Below are 25,740 nucleotides of genomic sequence, written 5' to 3'. Positions count from 1 at the left end.
CAGTGCAAGGCGAACCCCTCACGGTCGGCGGGTGAACGGCAGGTGTCTGCGCATGGCATCCGACAAGACCTTCCGGGGGCTTGGTTGGTTGTAGCGGTGGCCGGGTGGGGTCCTGCTCGCTCGCCGAGCGGGTCCTTCTCACCGGCCGAAAAACCCTCGCCGACCTGCACAACCCTTTGCGCCCTCCGTGAGTCTTGCGGGCACTGTTCATGACGGTGCCATGCCAGGGCCCGTCTTATGCTCTCTGGAGTAGCTCGTGCGCAAACGCACTCTGCTGATGTCCGCAACCCTGCTCGCCTCCGGCCTCACACCGCTGGCCCTGGCGAGTGCCGAGGCCGCCGCCGGGACCCCAGGCGACATCAACAAGGACGGCTACCGCGACGTCGTCGTCTCCGCGCCCGACGCCGCCGTGGCGGGTCACGCGAAGGCCGGTGCCCTCGTCGTGCTCTACGGCACGGCGCACGGCATCGATCCCTCCAGACGCACCGTACTGACGCAGAACTCCGCCGGCGTACCGGGAACGGCCGAAGCCGGTGACCTCTTCGGCGCGGCTGTCGTCGTGTCCGACCTCAACCGGGACGGCTACAGCGACCTCGTTGTGGGCTCACCCGGCGAGGACGTCGCCGGGGACGACGGTGGCGGTTCGGTCACCGTCGTCTATGGCACCTCCTCCGGCCTGACCAAGGCGAAGTCCGTCCAGGACCCGTGGCCCTCGTCCCACGACGCCTACGGACGGACGCTGGCCGTGGGGACGTACAACGGCCTGAACCCCGTCAACGACGGCAAGCCCTCGATCGCCGTCGGGGCCAACGACGCCGAAGTCACCTTCGTACCGGCCGACTTGACCGATCAGAGGGGGACCTCGGGCAACGGGTACGACTTCAACCCGGCGTACGGCATCGTCGCGCTGACGCCGATCGACCTGCCCAACACCGACGACGACCGGCTGATCGTGCACGGCCGGGGAGTCTCGGACGGCGGCTGGGGCTACGACGGCACCGGCGACGACCCGCACGCCCACCTCGCCGACCCCGCCGGATTCGAGGGCGCCGACCTTCCGGCCGGCACCACCTCCGCGGTGGGGGATCTCGACGGCAACGGTTCTCCCGACCTCGTCATCGGCAACCCCGAGGACCCCTCGCAGAGCCCGGACACCGCACTCGGCGGCCAGGTCACCATCTACTACAACGCCGGATACTCGGGCTCCCCGAGCCGGATCCAGACCATCACGCAGGACACTCCCGGAGTGCCCGGTTCGGGCGAGGCGAAGGACCGCTTCGGTGCCTCGGTCGCGATCGGCGACACCGACAAGGACGGCCGCGCCGACCTCGTGATCGGCACCCCGGGCGAGAACGGTGCGAGCGGCGCCGTCACCGTCGTACGCGGCGCCACCGGGCAGGTGGACGTCTCTCACGCCCGCACCTGGACACAGAACACCGCTGGGGTGCCGGGCAGTTCGGAGACCGGCGACGGCTTCGGGTCGGCCGTGCGGATCGTCGACAGCAACAAGGACGGTTACGGGGACCTCGTGGTCGCCGCCTCGGGCGAGAACGGTGGCGCCGGAGGTGTGTGGTCGCTGCGCGGCTCGGCCACGTCCGTCACCGCGACCGGCTCGGTCAGCATCAGCACCGGCGGAGCGGGCCTCGGATCGGCGGGCGCCGCCCACCTGGGAAGCGTGGTGACCGGTCCGTGACGCACACCCGCCCCGTCCCGCACACCCCTGATCCCGGAGCCGTCATGCCGAGCCACCCGCACCCCCGCACTTCCCGCACGTTCCCCTCGCGCTTCCTGGCCGCCGCGATCGCGGTCAGCGCGACCGCCACGCTGACCGCCGTCGCGGTTCCTGCGCCCCCAGCGGCGGCGGCAGCGCCCTATCGCGGCGCCAACACCGCAGCCGTGCAGGACGACTTCAACGGCGACGGCTACCGTGACGTGGCCGTCGGTGCGCCCGGCGCCGCCAACGGTTCGGTGGACGCGGCGGGCGCGGTCGTCGTGCTGTACGGCTCCGCGACCGGAGTGTCGACCGCTCACCGCACGGTCATCACACAGGCCACCTCCGGCATACCCGGCACGCCGGAGGAGTGGGACCAGTTCGGCACGGCCGTCACCTCCGCGGACCTCGACCGCGACGGCTACGCGGACCTGCTGATCGGCACACCGTCCGAGTCCGCGGGCACCATGGAGGGCGTCGGCTCGCTGACCGTGGTGTGGGGAGGCTCGTCCGGACTCAAGGGCGGGGCCTCCATCTCACCCCCGACCGGACTGGACGAGTGGTGCGGATTCGCGGCCGGCCTGGCCGTGGGTGACGTCACCGGTGACGGGGCTGCCGACATCGGAGTCACCGGGAACTGCGGCGCCACCACATACAACGGGCCGTTCACCCGTACCGGCGGCGCAGCCGTACGACACTTCGTGAACGACCTCGGGACCAACCGCGGTGTCGTCATGGGCGACGTCGACGGCGACGGACGGGCCGAACGCTTCTGGCTGCCCGGCCCCACCGGCGGAGACGTCAGCGGACCCGTCCACGCCGAAGGCCACGACGGCGGCTACACCGAACTCCCGCTCGCCGACGGCCTGTCGGGCCGTATCGGCGACATCAACGGCGACGGGTACGGCGACCTGGTCACCGGAGTGCCCTACGACGCCTCACTGACATCCGGGGACACGCCTGCTCACCGCGGCGGTGAGATCCAGGTGCTCTACGGCAGCGCACAGGGCATCAGCCCTGAACAGAAGCCGCAGATCATCCACCAGGACACCGCGGGTGTGCCCGGTTCGGGCGAGGACGGCGACGAGTTCGGGATGTCGCTCGACGTCGGTGACACCAACGGCGACCAGTACGCCGACGTACTGGTCGGCGCACCGGGGGAGGCCGTGGGGACCGCGAAGTACGCGGGCGGGGCGACGTTGCTGCGCGGCTCCGCCGCCGGTCTCAGCACGACCGGAGCAGTCGGCTACACGCAGAACACCAGCGGCATTCCCGGCACTGCCGAGAGCGGGGACACCTTCTCCGCGTCCACCCACCTCGTCGACGTGACGAAGGAGGGCCGGGCCGAGACGGTGGTGGGCGCCCCCGGCGAGAACTCCGACGGCCTGCTGTGGACCGCCCGGGGCTCCGCCTCCGGCCCGGTGCCGAGCGGATCCACGACGATCAGCGGAACCGCCGCCGGCCTCACGCGCAAGTACGCCGACATCGACTTCGGCGCCGCACTGCCCGGTGCCCGCTCGACGATCTGATCCGCGGGACGGGTCCTGCCCGTAGGTCAGGCAGCCCGGAGCCGCGCGCCAACTGCGCGGCCTCGGACTGCGGTTGGTCCAGCTGTGCGGCACGTCACACGGGACGTCTGCATCGGCGGGCGAAGCGCGCGCGTCCTCTCCTCACGGGGAACAGACACCGTGGCAGAAGGAACCGACCGTGCGCCGTGGATACAAATGGGTGGACCGCGAACTGGCCGCCATGGAACCGGAGTCGGACTGGGAGCGGATGATCTCGCTCTATGTCGGGCACCGGATACCGGAGTTCGGCCTCGCGATGATGATCTATCCCGGCACCATGCGCATGATGCAGTCGAGCATGACGGCCGCCACCTTGGCCCACACCTCGAAACTGGAAACCAGGCCGCACCGGCGCTTTCAGGACGGCAACGACTTCCTGACGGCCTGGATGGTGGACGGCCTGTCCAGCGAGGCGGGCCGCAAGGCCGCCGCCCGGCTGAACCGGATCCACCGCGCCGTCGACCACAACACCCCGCACCTGCCGGGCAACTTCGACGACGTCGACGACTTCGTCTACCCCCTCGTGCTGCTGGCCACGTTCGGCGACCGCCTGCAGACCTCCCTCGGGCTGCCCGGCACGAGCGAGGCCATGAAGATCGCCTGGCACCGCTGGGCGCAGACCCTCTTCCGCCTCCTGGACCGCGAGTCCGGCTCCCTTTCCGACGAGGCGTTCCCCGAGGACTGGAACGCCATGACCGAGTTCGCCGCGAAGTTCGACGCCCGGCCGTACGAGCCGACACAGGCGGGACACCGTGTGGCCGTCGCGATGATGGACTTCTTCGCCGAGCGCTGGTTTCCCGCGCCCTTACGGGCGTTCGGCAGAGACATCACCCGCTATCTCGCCGGCGAGCGCGTGTGCCGGCTCCACCGGATCGGCTGGCTGAGCCCCCGTCGCGAGCGCGTCGTCCGGCTCTTCCTGAAGTCCGCCTTCCGCGCCCACAGGCTGCTGCCCGACCATCGCACGCCCCTTCCCGAGCGACTCCGGCGAACCCGGCGAACTCCGGCTCAGCTCAGGGAAGTTGACCGGATCGCGGCGCGCCGCGCGCGGGAGTTGTGAAGAGTTCGCGCACGGATCAAGAGATTCGGTCACGGAAGCGGAAAACTCGAAGGACCCGCTCGGCGTCCTCGAACAGGTCGGGCGCCGACCCGTGCGATGGGAGACCGATCAACGATGTTCACTCTGGTACGGAGCAGAGTGCGGACGGCCGCGCTCGCGCTGTCGGCCGTCGCGGCGCTCCTCACAGGCGCGACCGCGGCGACCGGCGCGGCAGCGGCCCCCGCTCCCGCGAAACAGGGGCCGACCTCGGTGGCGTACGTCGAGGTGAACAACAACAGCATGCTGAACGTGGGCAAGTACACCCTTGCCAGTGACGGTGACAACGTTTTCGACGTCGCTGTGATCTTCGCGGCGAACATCAACTACGACACCGCGACGAAGTCGGCGTATCTGTACTTCAACGAGAACGTGCAGCGAGTTCTCGACAATGCCGCCACGCAGATACGGCCGCTGCAGCAGAAGGGCATCAAGGTCGTCCTGTCCGTGCTCGGCAACCACCAGGGTGCCGGCTTCGCCAACTTCCCGTCCCAGCAGGCCGCTTCGGCGTTCGCCGGGCAACTGTCGGACGCCGTGGCCAAGTACGGACTCGACGGCATCGACTTCGACGACGAGTACGCCGAGTACGGCAACAACGGCACCGGCCAGCCCAACGCCAGTTCGTTCGTGCAGCTCGTGACGGCGCTGCGCGCGAACATGCCGGACAAGATCATCAGCCTCTACAACATCGGCCCGGCCGCCTCGCGCCTCTCCTACGGCGGCGTCGACATCTCGTCCAAGTTCGACTACGCCTGGAACCCGTACTACGGCACCTGGCAGGTCCCCGGCATCGCCCTGCCCAAGTCGAAGCTGTCGCCGGCGGCCGTGGAGATCGGCGGGACCGCGCAGAGCACGGTCGCCGACCTCGCCCGCCGCACCGTGAGCGAGGGGTACGGCGTCTACCTCACGTACAACCTCGACGGCGCCGACCGCAGCGCCGATGTCTCCGCGTTCACCCGCGAGTTGTACGGCAGCGCCGCCGTCTACACCCCGTAGAGCCTGATCGTGCGGGCCGCGCCTTCGACAACGATGTCGAAGGCGCGCTCGCATGTCATGGGCACGCCGATGCAGGAGTCGCGTAGGGTCATGGTCCCCACACTGCCGTCCGACGTGCCGTCACGGTGCCTTCTGGATCGGATGCATCGTGACCTCCCGGCCCTCCGGCAGCCAATCGGCGTCGTCCTGCCCGAGCCGGATCGCGGCGGCGACGAGCTTGTCCGGGTCGAGACGGCGGGCACCGTCCTCGTCCGGGTCCGACTGCAGCAGCGCTTCGGTGATCGGAACCGACACATACCGCTCCTCGACGACCGTGCGCCGCAGTCGGACCGACACTGAATAGGTCGCCATGATCTCCCCCTGAGTCCGTTGCCGCCGTCGGCACGTCGAACGCCAACCTACGGCAGCTCTCGCCGTCCGGGCATCCAACTCGTCCTCAGTAATTGTGTGTTGCACCACAACCATCCGGCGGCCACGGTGGTCTGACTTGATGACCGAAACGCACGGACAGCGTTCTTCATGGTGCTCTCCATCCATTCAGGGCCTTTGCCCTGAGATGAGCCCTGCCCGCGCGCGCCTTCTCCACCCGCCAGTTCACACACCAAGAAGTGGGGGATCTTCCATGCGTGCTCGATCCGTCCTGGTCGTCGCGGCGGCCTCCGCCTGCGTCATGCTGCCGGCGACGTCCGCGTTCGCCGGCACCGGCCCGGCCCCGTCACCCGGCAAGCAGAGCCTGACCGCCCGTTCGACCGCCCCGTCCGAGGCCGGCAACCCCATGAGCGTCAAGGCGCAGGCGGCCGGCGTCTGTTCGGACGCCTATCAGATCGGTGCGACCGCCTACATCAACCGCAGCGGCGCGCACGTCGCCTCGGTGAAGCAGTTCTACTCGCCCAAGTGCAAGGCCAACTACGGCTACGTCTGGGTGTGGCAGAGCTTCCGCGACAAGATCAAGGACTACGACGTCAGCACCGGCGTGTACAGCTACGCCCGTGACGAGGTCGTGGGCCAGGACTGGTGGAAGGCCACCAACAGCCAGGAGTTCTGGTCGCTGCCCGCCGACACGGTGAAGGAGTGCACCGCAGCGATCGGCACGCTCCGTGCTCCCGGCGACCCGGTGCCCGGCCAGGCCACCACCGCCAAGCGCTGCTGACTCCTTGCCCGCCCCCGCGGGCCTCGGCCGACGCGCGACGGCCGAGGCCCTACGAGGCCCCGGCGTCCGCGTCCGGGGCCGGCGGGGGAGGATCCTCCGCAGTGATACGGGTCAGCAGTGCCCGCGCTGCGCGGATGCGCGGATGGGCGGGGTGAAGGAACTGCTCGCACTCCTCCAACGCCCGACGCGCGGTCGTCTCGGCCTCGTCACGACGACCCAGACCGTGCAGAGCGGCAGCGACGGCCATCGCCCACTGTCCGCTCCCGGCGCGGGACGCGGCCGGCGTCGGCCGTCGGGACTCGGTGAGCGCCTCCTCGTAGCGGCCCTGCCCGTTGAGGCTGTGCACGAGCAGGCACCGGAAGGAGGCCGCCCGGTTCCCCGCCGCGCGGGGCAGGTTGCCGCGCGCCACTGCTTCCGCCTCCCCGAACCGGCCCTGTCCGCACAGGGCTTCCGCAAGGCACGCCAGAGCCGACAGCTCGATCTCCGCCACGTGGGTGAGGTGGGCCAGCCGCGTCACCGCACGCAGAATACCGGCGGCCTCGGACTCCGCCTCGGCGTAGTGCTCCTCGCCGAGAAGCACGACCGCGCGGTTGACCCGTACCACCAGCATGACGGTCCGGTCGCCGCCCTTCTGGCGCAACTCGGCTTCCAGCGCGTCCAGTTCGGGCAGCAGATGCGTCCGCCGCCCGTGCAGTGTCGCGGCCGCGAGGGCGAACGTCCTTGCCAGCCACACCGGTTCGGGGCTTCGGTCCCAGATGCGCCGGGGCCGGTCCACGAGAGCCTGCGCCCGGGCCCCGACCTCTTCGTACTCGCCCGCCGCGAGCTGCTCCAGAAGGCGGCGGAGGGCTGCCGCCTGCGCGGGCCGGATTCCGCGGACAGCGGGCCCGAAAAGGCCGGTGTTCCTCTCCATGAACTCCACGCGACGGGACCTTACGGGCCCGCCCGCGTCCGTCTCTTCGCGGGGCTCAGACGCGTTCCAGTTTGTCGGGATTGATGACCCTGCGGTACGCGGTGATCAGACCCCCGGTGATCTGGACCGTGTCCACGGAGTACACCCGGCCCTCGCGGTGGAAGACCAGGGCCAACTCGCCCCCGACCTCGGCGAATTCGATACGGTCCGGCCGCCACTGGCGCCCCACGCGCACCATGACCTCGGCGACGCGCTCGCCGCCGAAGACGGGCTTGCGTGCCGCGAAGACCTTGCCGCCGCCGTCGGTGACATAGACGGCGTCCGGGTGCAGGAGCTTGACCAGCCCGGCCAGGTCCCCGGCCTCGTACGCGGCGCGGAACACCGTCAGGACGCGTTCACGTTCCGCCTTCGACGCCTGCGGCGTGGACTCCTTCACCTTGGCCACCCGTCGTCGCGCCCGCGAGGCGAGCTGCCGGGCCGCCGGCACGGAGACGTCCAGCAGCTCGGCGATGCCGTCGAACTGAAGGCCGAAGACATCGTGCAGGACGAAGGACACCCGTTCCGGTGGCGACAGCTCCTCCATGATCAGCAGCATCGCCGAACCCACGGACTCGTCGACGAGGACCGGCTGCGACGCGTCGGGGCCGGTCAGCAGCGGCTCCGGCAGCCATGGCCCGACATAGGTCTCCCGGCGGTAGCGGGCGCTCTTGAGAATGTCGTACGACCGCCGAGCGGCCACCGTGACCAGCCAGGCCCGCAGATCGTCGACGTCCCGCAGGTCCGCTCCGGACGCCCGCAGCCACACGTCCTGGGTCACGTCCTCGGCATCGGCCACGCTCCCCAGCAGCCGGTAGGCCACACCGAAGACCGCGGGCCGGTGCTCCTGCCATCCGGCAACGAGCGCATCCTCCTGCTCGGAGCGCCCGGGCCCGGACCCGTTCCCACCACCCATGATCGCAACCTTCCTCCGGCCTGCGGGTACAGCCTAGCCAGGCAGAACTCGACGACCGGCGTGACCAGCCACGTAGTCGCGTTGTGCGACCTGACAGCGCTGTCATACGCTCGCCGCCGGGGGTGTCTATGACAGCCAGGGAGCCAGGACCGTATCTGCGAGGGCGGCAGGCCGAGTGCGAGGCGCTGGACCGGCACGTCGCGGCGGTGCGGGCGGGCTACAGCGCGGTCCTGGTTCTGCGGGGCGAGGCAGGCATCGGCAAGACCGCCCTGCTGGAGTACGTGACGGGCCATGCTCAGGGCTGCCGGATCGTCCGGGCCGCAGGCGTCGAATCCGAGATGGAGCTGGCCTTCGGCGGCCTCCACCAGCTCTGTGCCCCGTTCATGGACCATCTCCACAGGCTGCCGGAGCCCCAACGAGCCGCGATCGAGACGGCGTTCGGCATGAGCACCGGGACGCCGCCGGACCGCTTTCTCGTCGGGCTCGCGGTGCTCAGTCTGCTGGCCGACGTGGCTCAGGCCGAGCCGCTGATCTGCCTGGTCGACGACGCTCAGTGGCTCGACCTCGTCTCGGCCCAGATTCTCGGGTTCGTCGCCCGGCGGCTCATGGCCGAGCAGGTCGGGCTCGTGTTCGCCGTACGCGAGCCGGAAGGGGAGCATGCCCTGGAAGGGCTGCCCGAGCTTGTGCTCGCAGGCCTGGAGGAATCCGACGCACGCGCGCTCCTGGATTCGGTCATCCCCGGCAGGTTCGACGAGCCGATCCGCAGCCGTATCCTCACCGAGGCCCGCGGCAACCCGCTCGCCCTGCTGGAACTGCCCCGCGCCACGTCGGCCGCAGAGCTCGCGGGCGGTTTCGCCTCACCCGGGCCGAGACCGGTGACCCGCCGGCTCCAGCAGAGCTTCGCCTGGCGCGTCGAAGAGCTACCGGCGAAAACACGGCGACTGCTGCTGCTCGCGGCGGCCGAGCCGGTGGGTGACGTCTCTCTGCTGCGACGCGCGGCCGAGGCACTCGGTCTCCCGCCGAACGCGGCAGCCCCGGCCCTGGCGGCGGGTCTGCTCGAACTGGGCACCCGGGTGCGCTTCCGGCATCCCCTGGTCCGCTCGGCCGTCTATCACGCCGCGGACGTGGCCGAACGCCGGCAGGTGCATCAGGCCCTGGCCGAGGCGACGGACGTACAGGTCGATCCCGATCGGCGAGCGTGGCACCTCGCGCGCGCCGTGCCGGGGCCCGACGAAACAGTGGCCGCCGAACTGGAGCGCTGCGCCGGGCGGGCACAGGCGCGGGGCGGCATGGCCGCGGCAGCGGCCTTCCTGGAGCGAGCGGCCGAGCTGACCCCCGACCTGCCACGCCGTAGTGTCAGGGCCCTCGCTGCGGCGCGCGGGAAGTACCTGATCGGCGCGTTCGACGCCGCGCTCGAACTGCTGCACGTGGCCGAGCTCAGCGACCTCGACGACCTGGAACGTGCACGGGCGAGCTTGCTGCGCGGGCAGATCACCTTCGGTTCGCGGAGCGCCGGGGCCACTGTGCCGCTCCTGCTCACGGCGGCCGGGCAACTCGGCCCGCTCGACGTGGGAGCCGCCCGTGAGGTGTACCGCGACGCGTTCTACGCGGCACTGACCGCCGGCCGGTTGTCCAGTGGGCCGGGCGTCGAGGACATCGCCCGGGCCGTGCGTTCGGCGCCGCGACCGCCGCGGCGCGGGCCCACCGATCTGCTGCTGGACGGCCTGGCCGTGGCCACCACGGACGGTTACGCCGCGGGCGCGCCGATGCTTCGGCAGGCGCTGACCGCCATGCGCGACGAAGGCGTCGGCCGCGACGAGGGCCTCGACTGGCTCCCCCTCGCCTGCCGTATGGCACACGACGTCTGGGATTTCGACAGCTGGAGCGAGCTGTCCGCGAACCTGGTCGATCTGGCGCGTACGTCGGGCACGCTGTCGGTGCTGCCCTCGGCTCTGCTGCTGCGCCTGTCGAACCGGGTCTTCGCCGGTGACCTGTCCGGCGCGGACTCGCTGGCCGTGGAAGCGGAGACGATCGGTGAGGCGATCGGCAGCCGCTACCTGGCGCACTACGGAGCCCTCGTGATCGAGCCGTGGAAGGGCCAGGAAGCCGCGACCCGGCAGGCGATCGACACCATCACCGGTGACCGGGCGCTGCGCGGCGAGGGCAAGGTGCTGACCTCCACCCAGTGGGCACTGGCGGTCCTCCACAACGGCCTCGGCCGCCATGAGGACGCCTACGTCGCTGCCGAACAGGGCTGCGCGCACCCGCAGGAGCTGGGACTGGCCATCTCCTCACTGGTCGAGCTGGTGGAGGCCGCGGCGCGTGCCGGCAAGCAGGAGGCGGCGGCCGAGGCGGCCGACCGGCTCGTCGAGATGGCCGAGGCCAGCGGCACGGAATGGGCGCTGGGCACCGCGGCGGGCGCTCGCGCCCTGGTGAGTGAGGGGGAGGCCGCCGAGAAGCAGTACCGGGCGGCCATCGAGCGGCTGAAGGGCACCCGGGTGCGGATGATGCTGGCACGCGCCCGGCTCCTGTACGGGGAGTGGCTGCGCCGCGAGAACCGGCGTGTGGACGCACGCGGTGAGTTGACCGCTGCCCACGAGATGCTCAGCCGGATGGGGGCCGGGGCATTCGCGGACCGCGCCCGCCGTGAACTGGAGGCCACCGGGGAAACCGTCCGCAGACGTACGTCCGGCACACGCGAGACGCTGACGCCGCAGGAGGCGCAGATCGCCCGCCTGGCCGCCGAGGGGCTGACCAACCTGGAGATCGGCGCGCAGCTCTTCCTGAGTCCCCACACCATCGAATGGCACCTGCGGAAGGTGTTCGCGAAGCTCGGCGTCACCTCCCGCAGACAGTTGAGCACCGCCCTCGCCGAAGGGACGTCCCCAGCCACGTCGGCGTAGCCCTGCTCGGACCGCAGTGATCACTTGGCTGTCAAAGATCCGCAGGGCTGTCACACATCCGTCGTGTGCTCGGTCAATGGGGGTGCAGGTGGTCCACAGGACCGGCCACACCCATGTGACCGGTGGACGGTGAGCCGCCTCGGCACAGTCGAACTACGGAAGGTGCGTCATGGTGTCGGAGACTGCACAGCACGGGCATGGTCACGGCCACGGAGGCCATGGTCACGGCGGTGGCGACGAGGACGGTCCGGGCTGGACCAGGGCGGCGAAGCTGCTCCAGGACGCGGCGCCGATCACGATCCCCGAGGGTGCCTCGGCGATGACCATTCACGTCGAGTGGGAGCCCGGCGACCCGGGAACTCCGCCGCATCGTCACTCCGGACCGGCATTCGGCTACGTGATCAAGGGCGCGGTGCGTTTCGAACTCGAAGGTGAACCCGAGCGCGTGATCGAGGCGGGCGGCACGTTCTGGGAGCCGGGCGGGGACGCGATCCACTACCAGGACGGCAACGCCCTGGACGACGCCAGGACCGAGTTCGTGGTCACCATGATGTGCGCGCCGGGCAAGCCCATGCTCGAACTCGTCGACGACGAGGAACTCAAGCAGCGCGCGCACCTGCGTGCGCCGCGGCCTGCCGCCTGATCCTCGCCGGTCGGCCACATGAGCCCCTCCGACCTCGTGGACTCGATGCTGGCCGTGCTGTTCGCGGTCGCGGCCGTGTGCGGGGCGTACCGAAATGTGTCGTCCCGCGGGGTGGGATGGCGCGTACGTGGGGACCAACTGCTGCACACCGCCATGGCGTTGACCATGGCGGTGATGCCGTGGAGCCGGGGGCCGGTGGCGCACCACACCGCTCTGGTGACCTTCTTCGCCGCCGCGGCCCTGTGGTTCCCCCTCACCGCCGTCCGCGGGCCCGGCGAGCGCCGTGTCACCGCCGTCGCCGGGAGACTGCCCTCGACGGCCGGGATGGCCGCGATGGCATGGATGACATCGATGACGTGGGCGGCGCACCCCCATGCCGCTCACCCGTCGACCCTCGCCCGGGCGACGACCGCCGCCTTGGCGCTCTACCTCGCGGCATGCGCCCTGTGGTCACTGCTCCGCATCATGCCGCCCCTGCACACCATCACCGACCCGCCGACCGGCCCGGCCCGTCGGCAGGAGCCGTACACACGTTTCTGGGACGGATCCGTGGCTCTCGGCACCACCATCATGCTGCTCATGTCCCACTGACAGACCACGACTTGACAGGCAACCACCATGACAAGCGAAAGCGTCCTGCACCCGAGCCTGATCGTCCCGGTCGGGCACGTCGAACCCGTGCCGCGCCGCATCCGTGGCCTCATCGGAGGCCAGGTCGTCTTCGACAGCAGGCGCGCGCTCTATGTGTGGGAATGGCGCGCCTACCCCCAATTCAGCATCCCGCTGGCGGACTTGGTCGACGGAACGCTCGTCGACGACGAACACATCGAGCATCACGGCGCCGGTCCGGCCCGTCGGCACACCCTGCAGGTCGGCTCCGAGGTCCGCGTGGGCGCGGCATGGGTGTGGGACGAGGACGCCCCCAAGTCCCTTCAGGGCACTGTGCGGTTCGAGTGGGACGCGCTGGACGCGTGGTTCGAGGAGGACGAACCGGTCTTCGTGCACCCCAGGAGCCCCTACTCCCGGGTGGACACGCTGCGTTCGTCGAGCAGCGTGCGCGTCGAGGTGGACGGCGTCCTGCTGGCGGACGCCCCCAACTGCGTCAAGCTCTTCGAGACCGGCCTGCCGACCCGCTACTACATCGAGCGCATGTACGTCGACTGGACCCGGCTGCGGCACTCGGACACGGTGACGCACTGCCCGTACAAGGGGACGACGAGCGACTACTGGTCCTTCGACGGCGAGACCGGCCCCCACGAGGACATCGCCTGGGCCTACGACTTCCCGACCATCCACGCCAACCGCATCGCAGGACTGGTCGCCTTCTACAACGAGCACGTCGACCTGTACATCGACGGGGTTCTGCTGCCGAGGCCGGGCGACCCCGCCGGCGGCACCGCTCCCAAGTAACCACTGGACAGTACTGCTTGGGGCCGCCTTCCACAGCGGGAGGCGGCCCTCGGCGCAGTGCTACTCCACGAAGTACGAGTCGTGCTTGTCGAAGAACGCGGCACGCTCCTCCTCCGAGGCGTGCGCCAGCTGCGACACCTGCTCGAAGTACTCCTCGCGCGGCGCGCCCGGGGTGAACGGCAGCAGCATGTCGGCAGGGGCGTCGGAGTCGTTGCGGAAGGCGTGCAGACCGCCCTGCGGCACATGCAGGAAATCACCCTTGCGCGTGTCGACCCACTGCACGCCGTCGAACACACGCACTGAGCCGTCCAGGATGTAGAACGACTCCGAAATCCGCTTGTGGAAGTGCTTCTTCGGCCCGCCGGCCCTCGGCCGCATCTCCACCCGGTACAGCCCGAACTCACCGCGTGTGGTGTCCGTGGTCGCCAGATAGTGAGTGGCGTCCTTCCCGGTGCCGCTCTCCCCGATGTTCGGCGGTGTGGTGGCCGGGCGGAAGATGGCGCTGACCTCGCCCTCTTCTCCCCAGTACTTCTGCTCCGGGTACGGGTACGACATGTCTGGATTCCCTTTCTGCGGCAACCGGGGGCAGCTGAGCACCGGCCCCCGTCATGACCAGACCGAGGAACGCCCGGCGTTGTGACACCGCAGTCGCCGAAGTCGACTTTCCGGCGAAGTGTCACACAACGCCCCCTGCCCCGGTCTGATGGTGTGGACGTCCTGTGAAACTCCACCCTTTCGAAGGAGCCACCATGAATGACATCGTTCTCGAACCCGCCGCGCAGGCGTTCGCCGAAGCGACCGCCAAACCGCCGCTCCTCCACGAACTCGGTGTCGAGGGCGCACGCAAGCTGCTCGACGACGTGCAGGCACAACCCGTCGAAAAGCTCGACGTGGACGAGAAGTGGATCACCGTCCCCGCCCGGGTCGGTGACGTGCGGATGCGCATCGTCAAGCCGGTCGGCACGAGCGGCGTCCTGCCCGTGATCCTCTATGTGCACGGCGGTGGCTGGATCCTGGGCAACAGCGGGACGCACGACCGCTTGGTGCGCGAGTTGGCCGTGGGAGCGAAGGCGGCACTGGCCTTCGTCGAGTACGACCGCTCCCCGGAGGCGAAGTACCCCGTCGCCATCGAGCAGGCCTACGCCACCGCCCAGTGGATCACCGCCAAGGGCGGCGAGGAAGGCCTCGACAGCTCTCGCCTCGTCGTGGCCGGAGACTCGGTCGGCGGCAACATGGCGGCGGCCCTGACGCACCTGGCCAAGCAGCGGGGAGACGTGACCTTCCTGCACCAGTCGCTGTACTACCCTGTCACCGACGCGGCCCAGGACACCGAGAGCTACAGGACGTTCGCCCACGGCCCGCATCTGACGGCGAAGGCCATGGAGTGGTTCTGGGACGCCTACACCACCGACCCGGCCGAGCGCGCCGAGATCACCGCGTCGCCCCTGCGCGCGACCCTGGAGGACCTCCGGGGCCTGCCGCCGGCGCTCGTCGTCGTCGACGAGAACGACGTACTGCGCGACGAAGGTGAGGCGTACGCCCGCAAGCTCGTCCAGGCCGGCGTGCCGACCACGAGCATCCGCTACAACGCCACCCTGCACGACTTCATGATGCTGAACCCGGTCCGCGGAACACAGGCGTCGAGCGCGGCCGTCGAGCAGGCCGTCCACGTCCTGCGCAAGGCCCTGGGCACCGACTGACACCTGCCGCGACACGAAAGGCGCCTCTCATGAACGCTCAGAAACCCACCGTCGTCCTCGTCCACGGCGCGTTCGCAGACTCCTCCAGCTGGAACGGAGTCGTCGACAGGCTCCGGTCCTACGGCCATACGGTGGTCGCCGCCGCCAACCCGCTGCGCGGACTGGCCGACGACGCCGATTACGTCAGGCAACTCGTGGCCTCCATCGAGGGCCCGGTGGTCCTCGTCGGCCATTCCTACGGCGGCTCCGTCATCAGCGATGCGGCTGCGCGGGGAGTGGACAACGTCAGGGCGCTCGTCTTCGTCGCGGCTTTCCTTCCGGACGAGGGCGAGAGCGCCATCACCCTTTCGGGCAAGTTCCCCGGCAGCACCCTCGGTGAGGCGCTCCGTCCGGTGCCCGTCACGTTGTCCGACGGCAGGCAGGTCACGGACCTCTACATCGAACAGGACAAGTTCCACGGGCAGTTCGCCGCCGACGTCCCGGCCGAGACCGCGGCGGTCATGGCGGCCACACAACGGCCCGTCACGGATGCCGCGTTGGCGGAAGGCGCCTCGGCCCCCGCGTGGAAGAACCTCCCGTCATGGGTTCTCGTGGCCACCGAGGACCGCAACATCCCCCCGCAGGCGCAGACCTTCATGGCCGAGCGTGCGCAGGCCACGGTCGTCAGTGTCTCCGCCTCCCATGCCGTGAGCGTCTCGCGTCCCGGTGATGTCGCACGCCTGATCCACGAGGCGGCACAGGCCTCGGCCTGAACGGTCGGCGCAGTCACCGCACGGTCACGCCGTCGGTGGGCGGGAAGAACACCACTTGTGGCTGGGCGTTCTCGTCCAGACGAAGACTGTGGTACATCGTGAGCGTGTGGTTGACGCCGAGCGTCTCGACTCCGCCCAGCCGCCCGGACCACTTCTCGATGACCGGCCGGGCGGCCTCGGCCGCCGCCGCCTCGTACATGGTCTTGAAGTAGACGTAGACATGGTCCGTTCCGACCGTGGAACGGGCCAAGTCACGCTTCTGCGAGGTGATTTCCAGTGCGTGCTGGGCCGCACTGCGGATGTCGTGCATGTATTCACGCTGGATCTCGACGTCCTGGCGGGTGCCGAGGCGGGTGAGATGCCCGGTGATCATGGTGTCGAAGTCGAAGGACAGCGCATGATCGTGATGCGCCATGAATCCGGGAATGTTCTTGGACTGCGCGATATTGGTGAACGGCACCCACCCCGGATAGATCACGTCGACCAGCATGAGGACCTTCTGCCGTGGCAGGTGGACGAAGCTGTTGCCGGGCGCGTGATTGCTGCCCCGGTAGTGCAGTTCGAGTACCTGGCCGCCCACCTCCAACCGGTGGAAGTCCTTGAAGGTCACATCAGGAACGCGCCGCAACGGGTCGTTGCACTCCCGCAGGATCGCGTGCGTCTCCCGCTGGGCCACGCGTACGGCGTCGTCCGGGAACTGATGCACCGTTCCGATGTGATCCCCGTGGGAATGGGTGTACACCACGTGCGTGACGGGTTTGCTCGTCACGTCACGTATGGCCCGCATGACGAGCGTGCCGAGTGAAGGGGGCGCGTCGATGGCGACGACCTCGTCGTCGCACACTACGAACGCGCACTGATAACCCCCGTCGGTCACCCAGTGAACGCCGTCTGCGATCTCCTCCACCAGGTACCCGCACGGCGGCACCTTGGGGCCCATCGCGTTCTGCGGGACCGTCGGGATCTCGATCCCCGGGACTTTCTGCGTCATCGCTACGTGCCTTTCGGGCTTGTGAGTGATCGGGTCGGGCGGCGGAAACGTCACCGGGTCCCGTCCTCCTGCGGGAGGGCACGCCAGTCGTCCGGGAAGAAGAAGGCGTCGGAGGTCGGCGGGACGGGTGACTGGACCTCGATCCAACGGGCCGGTTCCTCCCGCTCGTTGACGAACCCGTGCGTGCCGTCGGTGCTGACCCAGACGAGGTCGCCCGTCTCAGTGACCTCCTCGTTTCCGTCGATCCAGCCGCGCATACCGCCGCCGATGAAGTAGTAGATCTCCTCGAAGGGGTGGTAGTGCACCTTCGCGGCCCTGCCGGGACCCGACCGTGCGGCGATGCCTGCGATGAACGTGGTGTGATGCTGGGCGCCCAGCAGCTGGTCGACCATCATCCGGATGCCGATGTTCTTGATGTTGGGCCCGTGGTACCCCGGCATCGAGAGATCACCGAAGGGCACCACGTCGTCCGACTCGCTGTAGTGGCCGACGAAGCGGTGCCGCGGGTCGGTCTCCGAGGGCCGGCCCAGGTACTCGCCGGACAGCGGCTGCGCGGAGATGCTGCTGCGCGCGCCGTCGAAGGCAGGCGGCTTCGGCGCCCGCACCGAGAACCAGCTCAGACCCTGGTCGCCTGCCGACAGCGAGTGCGCGAGCCCGACGGGCGCGACCCCGTAGTCCCCGGAACCGAGGTCGTACTCCAGGCCCGCGAGGGCGGCGCGGCCGTTGCCCGCCGTGATGAACCAGGACTCCTCGAAGGGACACCGGTTCCAGCCGAGGGAGGCGCCGGGCGCGAGCTCGTACAGGGAGACCTCCATATGGTGCGATCCGTGCACCTCGCCGACCATCAGCGCCTGGCGAAGTCCCGGCACGTCCTTGACGTCGACCCACTCGCGTTCGGCGGCACGGGAAATGTGGTAGGCCATGAAGTTCCCTCCAGATGTGGCACGTTGTGGCGGGAACGAGTGTGGCGGGGAGGCTGTTAATCACCTCGAAATCGAGGGCCCCGGCTCAACGTCGCAGCTGGGTGACGAGCCGGCGCATCTCCGCGGACGGTGCGACCCCGAACTCACGCATGGCCACCCGGTAGCGCTGGTACAGGGTCAGCACGGAGTCGTCGTCGCCGCTGGCGTGCGCCAGGGAGATCGCCAGCTGCCACGCCTGTTCACGGTACGGACTCGTCGTCAGCACCTGGTCCACGAGCCGCCGCGCCTCGCGGTACCTGCTGAGCCGGAACGCCAGTTTCGCCGCTTCGATACGGCCGCCCGTGACCCGTTCACCGATCTCGGCACGGCGCTGTTCCACCCACAGACCCGGCAGGGGAGCCAGATACGGACCGCGGTCGGCACGGGCCAGCGCGTCGCGCAGCGTGCCCATCCGAACCTCCCCGTCCTGGTGATCGGCCTCGACCAGCGCGTCCAGCACCGTCTGCGTCGTGCCGCGGACCAGATCGGGGGAGGCGAGGGAGAACCGGTCACCGTCCTGCCGGGGGACGAGTGCCTCGGGAAGCACCTCGCGCAGCCGGTGCAGAGCCTGGCGCAGATAGCTGCGGCCGGCGGCGTCGTTACGACTGTCGAACAACGCGTCCAGAAGCTCCTGCCTCGACACCTCGCGTCCGGCCCCGATGAGATAACTGAGCAGCTCCACGCTCTTGCTGAGCCGGACCTGAACCTGGTTCCCGTCGAGGGTCAGGACGGGTTCGCCGAACTCCTCCAGCAGCAGGCGCGGAGCCCTCGGGACCACCCGCAGCGCGTCCTGACCGGACAGCGCGGCGGTGATCTCGTGCCAGCGCGACATCCGCGTGGGGGAGGCGTCCGCCTCCCGCACCGCCACGGCGGGGACGTCGGTCAGCGCGGTGAGCAGCAGATGCTGTGATCCCTGGGCGGCGGACTCGGCAAGAGCCAGCTCGGCTGCCGCGTCCGACGCCTCCTCCTCGCCGAGCCGCCAGTACGCCTCCGCGAGATAGGCCGCGGCGGTGGCCAGTTCCAGCCGCCGGTCGCCGACCCGCATGCTCGCGACACAGGCCTCCAGTTCCGTACGTGCCTCGGCGTTGCGGTCGCGCAGCAGCAGGGAGAGTCCCCGCCACAGCTGGTACAGCTCCCGGCTGAACGCGTAGTCCGCGGCGCCGCTCGCCAGGGCGTCGGCGAGCGCGCGGTCGGCGGCCTCGGTGTCGTGATCCAGCCGTAGACACAGTTTCGCCTCATTGAGCAGCCCGAACACGTGATACAGCCGTGAGCCCGTGTCGGCGATCAGCCGACGGCCGCGCTCCAGCGCGGCCCACGCCTCGTCGTGGCGGCCGAGGTCGATCATCAGGTCGACCGCGTCGAACGCGTGCAGCCAGGGAGGCTGCCACGACTCCCGGCGTACCTCGTACATCGCCATGGCCTCGTTGAGACGACCTGTCGCACGAAGTCCTGCGATGATCCACGGCGCGCCGAGCACACTGCGCCACGGTTCGCACCTGGCCGGCCGGTCCATCCCCTGGAGCCGGCCACGGAAATACCCGATCCGCATCAGCAGCCCGTCGCCCGTGCCGGACGGCGCCGGCGCATAGGCGGGGAACGGCGGCGAGCCCCCGTCGGCCAGTGCCAGCATGTTTTCGGCGACCTCGCGGGCGCGTCCGGCGGGCAGGCGTTCGGTGAGCGCGCGGGCTTCACCGAGGCGGCCGGAATGCCACTGGCACCACGCGGCGAGCAGCAACGCCTCCTCGAAATACGGTGAGTCGGGACCGGGCAGCCAGTCATAGCCGTGCCGGTCCAGCAGTGCGTTGCCGCGCCCGCACTGTTCGAGCGCGAACGACACACGCAACACCACGGTGCCGACCTCCGGGGTCGGCTTCCTGGCGGAGACGTCCAGTGCGTCCAGCCACCGGGCCGCAGAGGCGAAGTCCATCCGGGCCACCAGGTCCGGAAGTGCGACCGCCGCTTGCTGCCACGCCCCCTCCGTGTCACCCAGGCGCAGAAGCGCATCCACGGCCTCCTCCAGCGCCCCCTGCCGCACGAGAAGCTCCGCATGAAGCCGGTGAAGTCGACGGATGCGATCCGGATCCTCGGTGCGGGCCAGTTCGTCGACCAGGAACTCCCTGAACTGCGGGTGCGGTGTCAGGCGGGTTCCGTCCCTCGACCAGCGGGCGGGCAGTCGCTTCGACCGCAGACGGGCCATCGTGCGGGCCGCGTCCATCCGGCCCAGCGCCTGGGCGTCGGCGACCGAGATCTCCGCCAGCGGGCTGGTGTGCAGCAGAAACGTGCGCTCGGTGGGGGAGAGGGTGCGGAAGATGTTGGCCGACAGGTAGTCGCGCAGGGCGTCGGCCCTGTGATCGGCCACCCCGGCCGTGCGCCAGCCCTCGAACAGGACCCCTGCCACCCAGCCGCCGGTGAGGTCGACGACCTGCTGGACATCGACGTCGCCGTGGCCGGTCAGGCGCAGGGCCGCCGCGGCCTCGTCGGGGTCGAACGCGAGATCCTCCTCGCCCAGCTCGCCCACGCGGGACCGTCCGCCGATCGAGCCGAACTCCAGCGGCACCCCGGTGCGGGAGATCAGCACCAGGTTGACATCGGCGGGCAGGTACCGGGCGAGTGCCGACAGGACGTCGACCGAACCCTCGTCGACCGTGATCCGCTCGACGTTGTCGCACACGAGAACCAGCTCGCTTCCCTGCAGGCTCTCGGCCAGCAGCCCTGCGGCCTCGCCGAACTCGATGCCGTCGCGCAGCGCGTCGGACGCGACCTGTCCTGCCGCGGGGACGTGGGGTTCCACGGCGGCCTCGAGGTAGACCAGCAACCGGCCGGGTGCCCGCTCCGTGCCGTCGAGCGACAGCCACGCCACAGGGCGATCGAGGCCGTGCAGGGCCTGGGCGACAGCGGTGGTCTTGCCGCCGCCGGCGCTCGCGCACACCGTGACCACCCGATGGTGCTCGACGAGAGAGCGGATGCGCTGCGTCAGCCGGTCCCGCCGCACGGTGTCGGCCTCGGGGTCGGGGGCCGCGAGCTTGCGCCGGATCACCATCCGCCGGTTGCCGGCACCGGAACCGTGAGCATCGTCCACCGTGGCCCGCCTAACTCGAAGTCCGCACAGCGCGTCGCCGGACCTACAGCGACCGTGCGATCCCACGACGTCGAGGGTCTACGTCACCGTGTCACCGGTCAAGCGCGGTTTCGCCGTGGTTAACAGGGGTGTCATCGGCACGGCGGCACGGTTGTGTTCCTGGTCAGTCGAAGGCGGCGGGATCGCGGAGGTACGCCTTGCCATGGGGGTAGGAGACCAACTCGCACTGCAACCCCCACGGTGACAGGAAGTAGACCCAGCGCTGGCCCTCGTGCGGGCCCTTGCTGGCCGTCGGGTCACCCAGCACCCTCAAGCCGCGTTCCCGCAGGTCGGCGGCTGCCGCGTCGATGTCGTCGACGTACAGCGCGAGATGGTGTCCGCCGATGTCGCTGTTGCGCGGGGGCTCCAGCCGCTGGTCGGGGGACTCGTATTCGAAGACCTCGAGGATCGCCTGACCGCCGATGCGGAAGAAGTAGATGCGGGGTGACGTGGCCCGGTCGTGCACATTGAGGTGCTCGCTCATCCAGTGTCCCGTGTCGTCCCTGAGCGGGCCGAGCCGGTACAGGTACTCGAAGCCGAGCACGTCCTCGAAGAAGGCGCGTGCCTGGTCCAGATCGGGCACCGTGATCCCGAAGTGGTCGACGCGGGTGAGCCCGGGAACAGGGGGCATGGGGAAGTCCTCCGGTTGATGCTGGTGACGCGCATGTCGTGCCTGCTGATGTGCATGTCGACGGTGTCGACGTGCGTGCCCTTGCGGGGTCAGGGAAAGACCACGGTCCGATTCCCGTCGAGCAGCACACGGTTCTCGGTGTGCCAGCGGACGGCGCGGGACAGTGCCAGACACTCGACGTCCCGGCCGAGCGTGGTTGCCTCGGCCGCCGTCATGGAGTGGTCGATGCGGGCCACTTCCTGCTCGATGATCGGACCCTCGTCGAGGTCCGGGGTCACATAGTGGGCGGTGGCGCCCACGATCTTCACGCCCCTGGCGTGGGCCTGGTCGTAGGGCCGGGCACCCTTGAAGCTGGGCAGCATCGAGTGGTGGATGTTGATGGCCCGCCCCTCCAGCTTCTTGCACAGGTCCGGGGAGAGGATCTGCATGTAGCGGGCGAGCACCACGAGGTCCACGTCGAGGTCCTCGACCAGGTCGAAGAGCTCCTTCTCGGCGGCCGGTTTGGTGTCCGGGGAGACCGGGACGTGGTGGTAGGGCACGCCGTAGGTCTCGGCCAGGTAGCGCAGGTCGGTGTGGTTGGACACCACCGCCGCGATGTCGGCGTGCAACCCGCCGTTGTGGGCACGGAACAGCAGGTCGTTGAGGCAGTGCCCATACCGGCTCACCATGATGAGGATGCGCTGTCTTCTGGTGTCGTCCAACAGCCGCCATTCCATGGAGAATCGCTCCGGCACGCCGGTGAAGCCGGCGCGCAGGGTGTCGATCGTGGTCCGCGGGTCGAGCGACTCGAACTCGATCCGCATGAAGAACCTGCCGGCTTCGCACTCGACGAACTGCTGACTCTCGACGATGGTGCAGCCGTTCCCGAGCAGGAAGGTCGACACGGCGTGCACGATGCCCGGCCGGTCGGGACAGGTCAGGGTGAGGACATAGTGTGTCCCGCTCATGGGTGATCACGTCCTTGACGGTGGGTGGAGGAGTCCGGACGCCTTGCGGCTCGCCCCGGTCACACCAGCGGGCGGACGCGGAGCGTGGCCCTGATGTGGCGCTGGACATGGCGTTCGACGGTGGGCTTGGCCGAACCGCCGTTCTCCTCGCCGACGACGATCGTCACCTCACGGCCGTCGATCGCCTCGCGCTCGTCCACCATGCCGAGGGAGGACCAGCCTCCGACGTTGACGGTGTAGCCGTTGTTGGCGGAGATGCCCACCAGGCGCCCGTCCGCGAGGACCTTGTCGTAGGTTCCGGTGGCGTAGTTGGACACCGGCATCTCCAGGTACTTCGCGTGCGGCCCGGCACCGAACAGGCTGTCGGCGATCAGCTCCGCGACGTCCCGGTCGTGCCAGCGCAACCACACCTTCTTGCGGTGCGGTTGGTCCGCCATCCGCTGCAGGGCGGCCTTTCCGATGAAGTCGTGGTCGAACCTGATGACGTGTCCGTAGCCGAGGTCCCACGGAGTGACGTAGTAGTCCTCGATGTCGTCCGACACGAAGCTGCCGCCGATGGAGGCGTTCGCCTCGAAGCCCTCACCCGACAGCCACTCCCGGAACGGCCTCATGGACTCCCGGGTGTAGAGGGCGGGCACCGGCGCGGGGATCCAGCCCGACTCGATGGCGGTGGACGGATAGGCTCGTGCGCCGCCTTGGCGCAGTCCGAACTCCTTACCCGCGGCGAGCAGTGCCGCAAGGACGGTCTCGCCGTGTTCCGAGGGCCCGACCAGTTCGAGGCCGGTGAACTCCTGCCCGGGGATGCCGACCATGGTGTGGTTGAGGGCCCGGATGGGCACGCCGGCGATCGCGATCTCGCCCATGGCGAAGAACGGGATCCGCGGAAGCGGGGCTCCGGCCGCCTTCTCGACGATGCGGTGGGTGGCGGGGCCGTTGAGCTGGAAGCGGAAGGTGAGCCGCCTGCCGTCGTTGGCGACGGACCGCTCGTCGCGGGTGACCGTGACGCGGTAGTTGCCCGCCTCGGCGTGAAAGGCAGCCCAGTTGGGCGCGACCGGTCGGCCCACCAGACTGAACTCGTCGTCCTCGAAGGCGAACAGAATGGCGTCACCGACGAAATACCCGTCGTGATTGCACGCGATGAACTGCTTCGCCTTGTTCCGGCCGAAGTTCTTGAACCCGTTCACGCCCAGGTCCGACATCAGACGCAGCGCGTCAGGCCCTTTGAAGTAGATGTCCGTCATGTGGTGGGACTGGTCGAAGAGCACCGCTGTCTCCTGCCATGCCCGTTGCTCGTCCCGCCAGTTGGTGTACTCGGCGCGCATCGGGTAGATGTACGGACCCTGCGGCGCGTCGCGCAGCATGGCCACGACATCCCCGGCTTTTTGGATCTTCTCTTCCAGGTTCATGAATCAACCGGCCTTTTCTGCGCCACCGGCGCGGGACAACCATTCGAGTGTGGGCTGCACCTGATTGAAGGAGAACAGATGCAGGCCTTCGACGGTGAATTCCGAGAAGGGCATTTCCTGCTGCAGAGCGAGCAGAAGGTCCAGGGGCTCGTAGGAGCGACCGAGCAGCAGATTCCCGACGAGACCGTGCTGCTTGGAAAGGAACCGCACGGACTGGCCCACGCCGATCTTGATCGAGAGCTCGATCAACTTCCTGATCTGCAGGGGGGCCGCGACGCCGATGCGCAGTGGCAGGGTCACCCCCCGGGCACGCGCGGAACGCAGCCATCCGGCCAGGGCGTGCGCGTCGAAGCAGAGTTGGCTGACCATGTAGTCGGCGTACTGCTGCTTGCGCTGCAATGCGTCGAACAGTGCCTCGTCCGAGATCCTCGGGTGGCCCTCCGGATAGCAGCCGACGCCGATCCGCGACAACTCGTGGTCGAACTCGCCCAGTTCCCGCAGTATGTCCGCGGCCTCGGTGAATGTACCGACGGGTTCCTCGCCGTCGCCGCCGATCACGAACAGCTCGTCGACTCCGAGGTCGTTCACCGTGCGTACGAAATCCCGCAGGTGCCGCCGGTCCTCGACCATGCGGGCCGCCAGATGCGGCACCACTCGGTGTCCCGACCGGCGGGCCGCCGCGACGTGATCGAGCGTGCGCGACAGCCCGAATCTCGGTGAGCAGGTGATGCTGACGGTCGTGCCGGCCGGCACGAGCGACACCTTCTCCTCCGCTCCCTTCAGGGGGATGACTTCGATGCCGGCTTCACGTACGACAGAGTCGACGGATTTATCCGGGTCGGCAGATCGCGCCATGGTGTTGTTCCGCCTTCTTCAGCTGGAGCACATCGAATCCGACACACGTGTTGCGGTCGACCGAGACCGTAAGTCGGCGGTCGTTAGCCGCCTGTTTATTGAATTTTCTGCGCGGTTATCCGCCCGTTAGCCGGCCTTGCCGACCAGCCGCCCGCGGGCCACGCTCGACAAACGGCGCTGCTCGCGTCACGCGGTGGAATACACGGACGGAGAAATACGGCAATGACGCTTGGGATTCGACTGGACGGCCGGACGGCACTCATCACCGGAGGTGGCAGTGGCCTCGGCCTCGCGGTGGCCGAAGCCCTGCACGCCCAAGGCGCCGCCGTGGCGATCCTGGGCCGTACGAAGGCGAAGCTGGAGTCGGCCGCGGAGCAGATCGCCGCGGGCGGCGACAGTCCGGTGCTGACCGTGGTCGCGGATGTCAACGAGGACGACGCGGTGACCGACGCCGTGCGTCAGGTGCACGCGTGGCAGGGGCGGCTGGACATCGTCGTCAACTCCGCCGCCCCGCTGCTGGCCGTGAGCGCCCTGGCCGAGGCGGATGAGGCGGTGGTGAGCGACGCCCTGGACGCCAAGACGGTCGGCTATCTGCGCGTCGCCCGTGCCGCTCTTCCGCTGATCGAGAAGGAGGGCACCGGCCGCATCATCAACATCGCCGGCATGGCCGCGCACGTCCTGGTCCCGAACATCGGGGTGGCGGCCGCGGTGAACGCGGCGGTGGTCGCCCTGACCAGCTACCTGGCCGCCGAAGCCGCACCGCAGGGAGTGCTGGTGAACGCCATCTCGCCCGGCATGACCCTGACGCAGGTCTGGAAGGACCGGCACGCGGCCACCGCCGAGGCGAAGGGCATCACCCCCGAGCAGGTGCGGGACGGGATGGTCGAGAACCTCGGCATCCGGCTCGGCCGATGGGCGCGCCCCGAGGAGATCGCGGCGGCCGCGCTCTATCTGGCCTCGGACCTCGCCACCTATGTGACCGGCCAGACCCTTCAGGTCGACGGCGGGCTCGGCAAGTCGGTCATCTGAGGCTCTGGGAGGG

At 69.4% G+C, this 25,740-nt stretch carries 23 protein-coding genes; 12 read left to right on the top strand and 11 right to left on the bottom strand.

Annotated elements, in window-relative coordinates; translation table 11 throughout:
- Positions 1-256: 256 nt before the first annotated feature.
- The 4 genes from MQN93_RS17830 (at position 257) to MQN93_RS17815 (ending at position 5,368) form a co-directional block, all read left to right on the top strand.
- Positions 257-1,693, top strand: coding sequence for an FG-GAP repeat protein (locus tag MQN93_RS17830; RefSeq protein ID WP_242710247.1), 1,437 nt, complete (start codon positions 257-259; stop codon positions 1,691-1,693).
- On the top strand, positions 1,690-3,240 hold the full coding sequence (locus MQN93_RS17825) for an FG-GAP-like repeat-containing protein (protein WP_242710246.1): 1,551 nt from the start codon (positions 1,690-1,692) through the stop codon (positions 3,238-3,240). Before MQN93_RS17830 ends, MQN93_RS17825 begins: the two co-directional genes overlap by 4 nt.
- Positions 3,241-3,418: 178 nt before the next feature.
- The gene (locus tag MQN93_RS17820; protein WP_242710245.1) at positions 3,419-4,336 is read left to right on the top strand and encodes an oxygenase MpaB family protein; all 918 of its coding nucleotides are present in this window, start codon (positions 3,419-3,421) and stop codon (positions 4,334-4,336) included.
- A gap of 114 nt (positions 4,337-4,450) precedes the next feature.
- Positions 4,451-5,368, top strand: coding sequence for an endo-beta-N-acetylglucosaminidase H (locus tag MQN93_RS17815; RefSeq protein ID WP_278190905.1), 918 nt, complete (start codon positions 4,451-4,453; stop codon positions 5,366-5,368).
- 120 nt (positions 5,369-5,488) lie between these two features.
- Here the strand turns inward: MQN93_RS17815 and MQN93_RS17810 are convergent, their stop codons facing one another.
- Entirely contained in the window at positions 5,489-5,719 is a 231-nt protein-coding gene (locus tag MQN93_RS17810; protein ID WP_242710243.1) for a hypothetical protein, read from the bottom strand.
- Positions 5,720-5,990: 271 nt separating this feature from the next.
- Here MQN93_RS17810 and MQN93_RS17805 point away from each other — a divergent pair, with 271 nt between their 5' ends.
- Complete coding sequence (locus MQN93_RS17805) at positions 5,991-6,518, top strand: hypothetical protein (protein WP_242710242.1); 528 nt, start codon at positions 5,991-5,993, stop codon at positions 6,516-6,518.
- Positions 6,519-6,567: 49 nt separating this feature from the next.
- Here the strand turns inward: MQN93_RS17805 and MQN93_RS17800 are convergent, their stop codons facing one another.
- Both MQN93_RS17800 and sigJ read right to left on the bottom strand, forming a co-directional pair.
- Positions 6,568-7,428 (bottom strand): tetratricopeptide repeat protein, encoded by an 861-nt coding sequence (locus MQN93_RS17800; RefSeq protein WP_242710241.1) that lies wholly within the window; start codon positions 7,426-7,428, stop codon positions 6,568-6,570.
- Between the two features lie 55 nt (positions 7,429-7,483).
- Complete coding sequence (gene sigJ / locus MQN93_RS17795; RefSeq protein WP_242710240.1) at positions 7,484-8,380, bottom strand: RNA polymerase sigma factor SigJ; 897 nt, start codon at positions 8,378-8,380, stop codon at positions 7,484-7,486.
- A 128-nt stretch (positions 8,381-8,508) separates the two neighbouring features.
- Between sigJ and MQN93_RS17790 the strand changes: the two genes are divergently transcribed.
- From MQN93_RS17790 to MQN93_RS17775, 4 genes are all read left to right on the top strand, one after another.
- Positions 8,509-11,283, top strand: a complete 2,775-nt coding sequence (locus MQN93_RS17790) for an ATP-binding protein (protein WP_242710239.1) — start codon at positions 8,509-8,511, stop codon at positions 11,281-11,283.
- Between the two features lie 172 nt (positions 11,284-11,455).
- Entirely contained in the window at positions 11,456-11,926 is a 471-nt protein-coding gene (locus MQN93_RS17785) for a cupin domain-containing protein (RefSeq protein WP_037780603.1), read from the top strand.
- Between the two features lie 18 nt (positions 11,927-11,944).
- Positions 11,945-12,517: a DUF5134 domain-containing protein gene (locus MQN93_RS17780; protein ID WP_242710238.1), complete on the top strand. Its 573-nt coding sequence runs from the start codon at positions 11,945-11,947 to the stop codon at positions 12,515-12,517.
- A 27-nt stretch (positions 12,518-12,544) separates the two neighbouring features.
- Complete coding sequence (locus tag MQN93_RS17775; RefSeq protein ID WP_242710237.1) at positions 12,545-13,336, top strand: DUF427 domain-containing protein; 792 nt, start codon at positions 12,545-12,547, stop codon at positions 13,334-13,336.
- A 60-nt stretch (positions 13,337-13,396) separates the two neighbouring features.
- Here MQN93_RS17775 and MQN93_RS17770 read toward each other — a convergent pair whose 3' ends face one another.
- The gene (locus MQN93_RS17770) at positions 13,397-13,891 is read right to left on the bottom strand and encodes a cupin domain-containing protein (protein ID WP_242710236.1); all 495 of its coding nucleotides are present in this window, start codon (positions 13,889-13,891) and stop codon (positions 13,397-13,399) included.
- Positions 13,892-14,085: 194 nt separating this feature from the next.
- On the opposite strand from MQN93_RS17770, the gene MQN93_RS17765 reads away from it, so the two are divergent.
- The gene (locus tag MQN93_RS17765; protein WP_242710235.1) at positions 14,086-15,036 is read left to right on the top strand and encodes an alpha/beta hydrolase; all 951 of its coding nucleotides are present in this window, start codon (positions 14,086-14,088) and stop codon (positions 15,034-15,036) included.
- Positions 15,037-15,065: 29 nt separating this feature from the next.
- Complete coding sequence (locus tag MQN93_RS17760; protein ID WP_242710234.1) at positions 15,066-15,788, top strand: alpha/beta fold hydrolase; 723 nt, start codon at positions 15,066-15,068, stop codon at positions 15,786-15,788.
- Positions 15,789-15,801: 13 nt separating this feature from the next.
- Here MQN93_RS17760 and MQN93_RS17755 read toward each other — a convergent pair whose 3' ends face one another.
- The 7 genes from MQN93_RS17755 to MQN93_RS17725 all read right to left on the bottom strand — a co-directional run bounded on the left by MQN93_RS17755 (position 15,802) and on the right by MQN93_RS17725 (position 24,698).
- Positions 15,802-16,779: an MBL fold metallo-hydrolase gene (locus tag MQN93_RS17755; RefSeq protein ID WP_242710233.1), complete on the bottom strand. Its 978-nt coding sequence runs from the start codon at positions 16,777-16,779 to the stop codon at positions 15,802-15,804.
- A gap of 50 nt (positions 16,780-16,829) precedes the next feature.
- Entirely contained in the window at positions 16,830-17,702 is an 873-nt protein-coding gene (locus tag MQN93_RS17750) for a cupin domain-containing protein (RefSeq protein WP_242710232.1), read from the bottom strand.
- Between the two features lie 85 nt (positions 17,703-17,787).
- Positions 17,788-20,820: an AfsR/SARP family transcriptional regulator gene (locus MQN93_RS17745; protein ID WP_242710231.1), complete on the bottom strand. Its 3,033-nt coding sequence runs from the start codon at positions 20,818-20,820 to the stop codon at positions 17,788-17,790.
- Between the two features lie 163 nt (positions 20,821-20,983).
- Positions 20,984-21,490, bottom strand: a complete 507-nt coding sequence (locus MQN93_RS17740) for a VOC family protein (protein ID WP_016430298.1) — start codon at positions 21,488-21,490, stop codon at positions 20,984-20,986.
- An 89-nt stretch (positions 21,491-21,579) separates the two neighbouring features.
- Positions 21,580-22,437, bottom strand: coding sequence for a formyltetrahydrofolate deformylase (purU, locus tag MQN93_RS17735; protein WP_242710230.1), 858 nt, complete (start codon positions 22,435-22,437; stop codon positions 21,580-21,582).
- A gap of 59 nt (positions 22,438-22,496) precedes the next feature.
- Positions 22,497-23,843, bottom strand: coding sequence for an aminomethyl transferase family protein (locus tag MQN93_RS17730; protein ID WP_242710229.1), 1,347 nt, complete (start codon positions 23,841-23,843; stop codon positions 22,497-22,499).
- Positions 23,844-23,846: 3 nt separating this feature from the next.
- Positions 23,847-24,698: a methylenetetrahydrofolate reductase gene (locus MQN93_RS17725; protein ID WP_242710228.1), complete on the bottom strand. Its 852-nt coding sequence runs from the start codon at positions 24,696-24,698 to the stop codon at positions 23,847-23,849.
- Positions 24,699-24,920: 222 nt separating this feature from the next.
- On the opposite strand from MQN93_RS17725, the gene MQN93_RS17720 reads away from it, so the two are divergent.
- On the top strand, positions 24,921-25,727 hold the full coding sequence (locus MQN93_RS17720; RefSeq protein ID WP_242710227.1) for an SDR family NAD(P)-dependent oxidoreductase: 807 nt from the start codon (positions 24,921-24,923) through the stop codon (positions 25,725-25,727).
- The last annotated feature ends 13 nt before the right edge of the window (positions 25,728-25,740 follow it).

The sequence above is a fragment of the Streptomyces spinosisporus genome (genome assembly GCF_022698145.1).
Taxonomy (GTDB): domain Bacteria; phylum Actinomycetota; class Actinomycetes; order Streptomycetales; family Streptomycetaceae; genus Streptomyces; species Streptomyces spinosisporus.
This window is presented reverse-complemented; position numbering and strand designations above follow the sequence as displayed.

What these genes read in the sequence shown, in the direction of transcription:
- MQN93_RS17755 (WP_242710233.1), bottom strand. Translation starts at nt 16,779, where the DNA reads ATGACGCAGAAAGTCCCGGGGATCGAGATCCCGACGGTCCCGCAGAAC.
- sigJ (WP_242710240.1), bottom strand. Translation starts at nt 8,380, where the DNA reads ATGGGTGGTGGGAACGGGTCCGGGCCCGGGCGCTCCGAGCAGGAGGAT.
- MQN93_RS17810 (WP_242710243.1), bottom strand. Translation starts at nt 5,719, where the DNA reads ATGGCGACCTATTCAGTGTCGGTCCGACTGCGGCGCACGGTCGTCGAG.
- MQN93_RS17800 (WP_242710241.1), bottom strand. Translation starts at nt 7,428, where the DNA reads ATGGAGAGGAACACCGGCCTTTTCGGGCCCGCTGTCCGCGGAATCCGG.
- MQN93_RS17740 (WP_016430298.1), bottom strand. Translation starts at nt 21,490, where the DNA reads ATGCCCCCTGTTCCCGGGCTCACCCGCGTCGACCACTTCGGGATCACG.
- MQN93_RS17790 (WP_242710239.1), top strand. Translation starts at nt 8,509, where the DNA reads ATGACAGCCAGGGAGCCAGGACCGTATCTGCGAGGGCGGCAGGCCGAG.
- MQN93_RS17720 (WP_242710227.1), top strand. Translation starts at nt 24,921, where the DNA reads ATGACGCTTGGGATTCGACTGGACGGCCGGACGGCACTCATCACCGGA.
- MQN93_RS17805 (WP_242710242.1), top strand. Translation starts at nt 5,991, where the DNA reads ATGCGTGCTCGATCCGTCCTGGTCGTCGCGGCGGCCTCCGCCTGCGTC.
- MQN93_RS17730 (WP_242710229.1), bottom strand. Translation starts at nt 23,843, where the DNA reads ATGAACCTGGAAGAGAAGATCCAAAAAGCCGGGGATGTCGTGGCCATG.
- MQN93_RS17725 (WP_242710228.1), bottom strand. Translation starts at nt 24,698, where the DNA reads ATGGCGCGATCTGCCGACCCGGATAAATCCGTCGACTCTGTCGTACGT.
- purU (WP_242710230.1), bottom strand. Translation starts at nt 22,437, where the DNA reads ATGAGCGGGACACACTATGTCCTCACCCTGACCTGTCCCGACCGGCCG.
- MQN93_RS17815 (WP_278190905.1), top strand. Translation starts at nt 4,451, where the DNA reads ATGTTCACTCTGGTACGGAGCAGAGTGCGGACGGCCGCGCTCGCGCTG.
- MQN93_RS17780 (WP_242710238.1), top strand. Translation starts at nt 11,945, where the DNA reads ATGAGCCCCTCCGACCTCGTGGACTCGATGCTGGCCGTGCTGTTCGCG.
- MQN93_RS17775 (WP_242710237.1), top strand. Translation starts at nt 12,545, where the DNA reads ATGACAAGCGAAAGCGTCCTGCACCCGAGCCTGATCGTCCCGGTCGGG.
- MQN93_RS17765 (WP_242710235.1), top strand. Translation starts at nt 14,086, where the DNA reads ATGAATGACATCGTTCTCGAACCCGCCGCGCAGGCGTTCGCCGAAGCG.
- MQN93_RS17760 (WP_242710234.1), top strand. Translation starts at nt 15,066, where the DNA reads ATGAACGCTCAGAAACCCACCGTCGTCCTCGTCCACGGCGCGTTCGCA.
- MQN93_RS17750 (WP_242710232.1), bottom strand. Translation starts at nt 17,702, where the DNA reads ATGGCCTACCACATTTCCCGTGCCGCCGAACGCGAGTGGGTCGACGTC.
- MQN93_RS17770 (WP_242710236.1), bottom strand. Translation starts at nt 13,891, where the DNA reads ATGTCGTACCCGTACCCGGAGCAGAAGTACTGGGGAGAAGAGGGCGAG.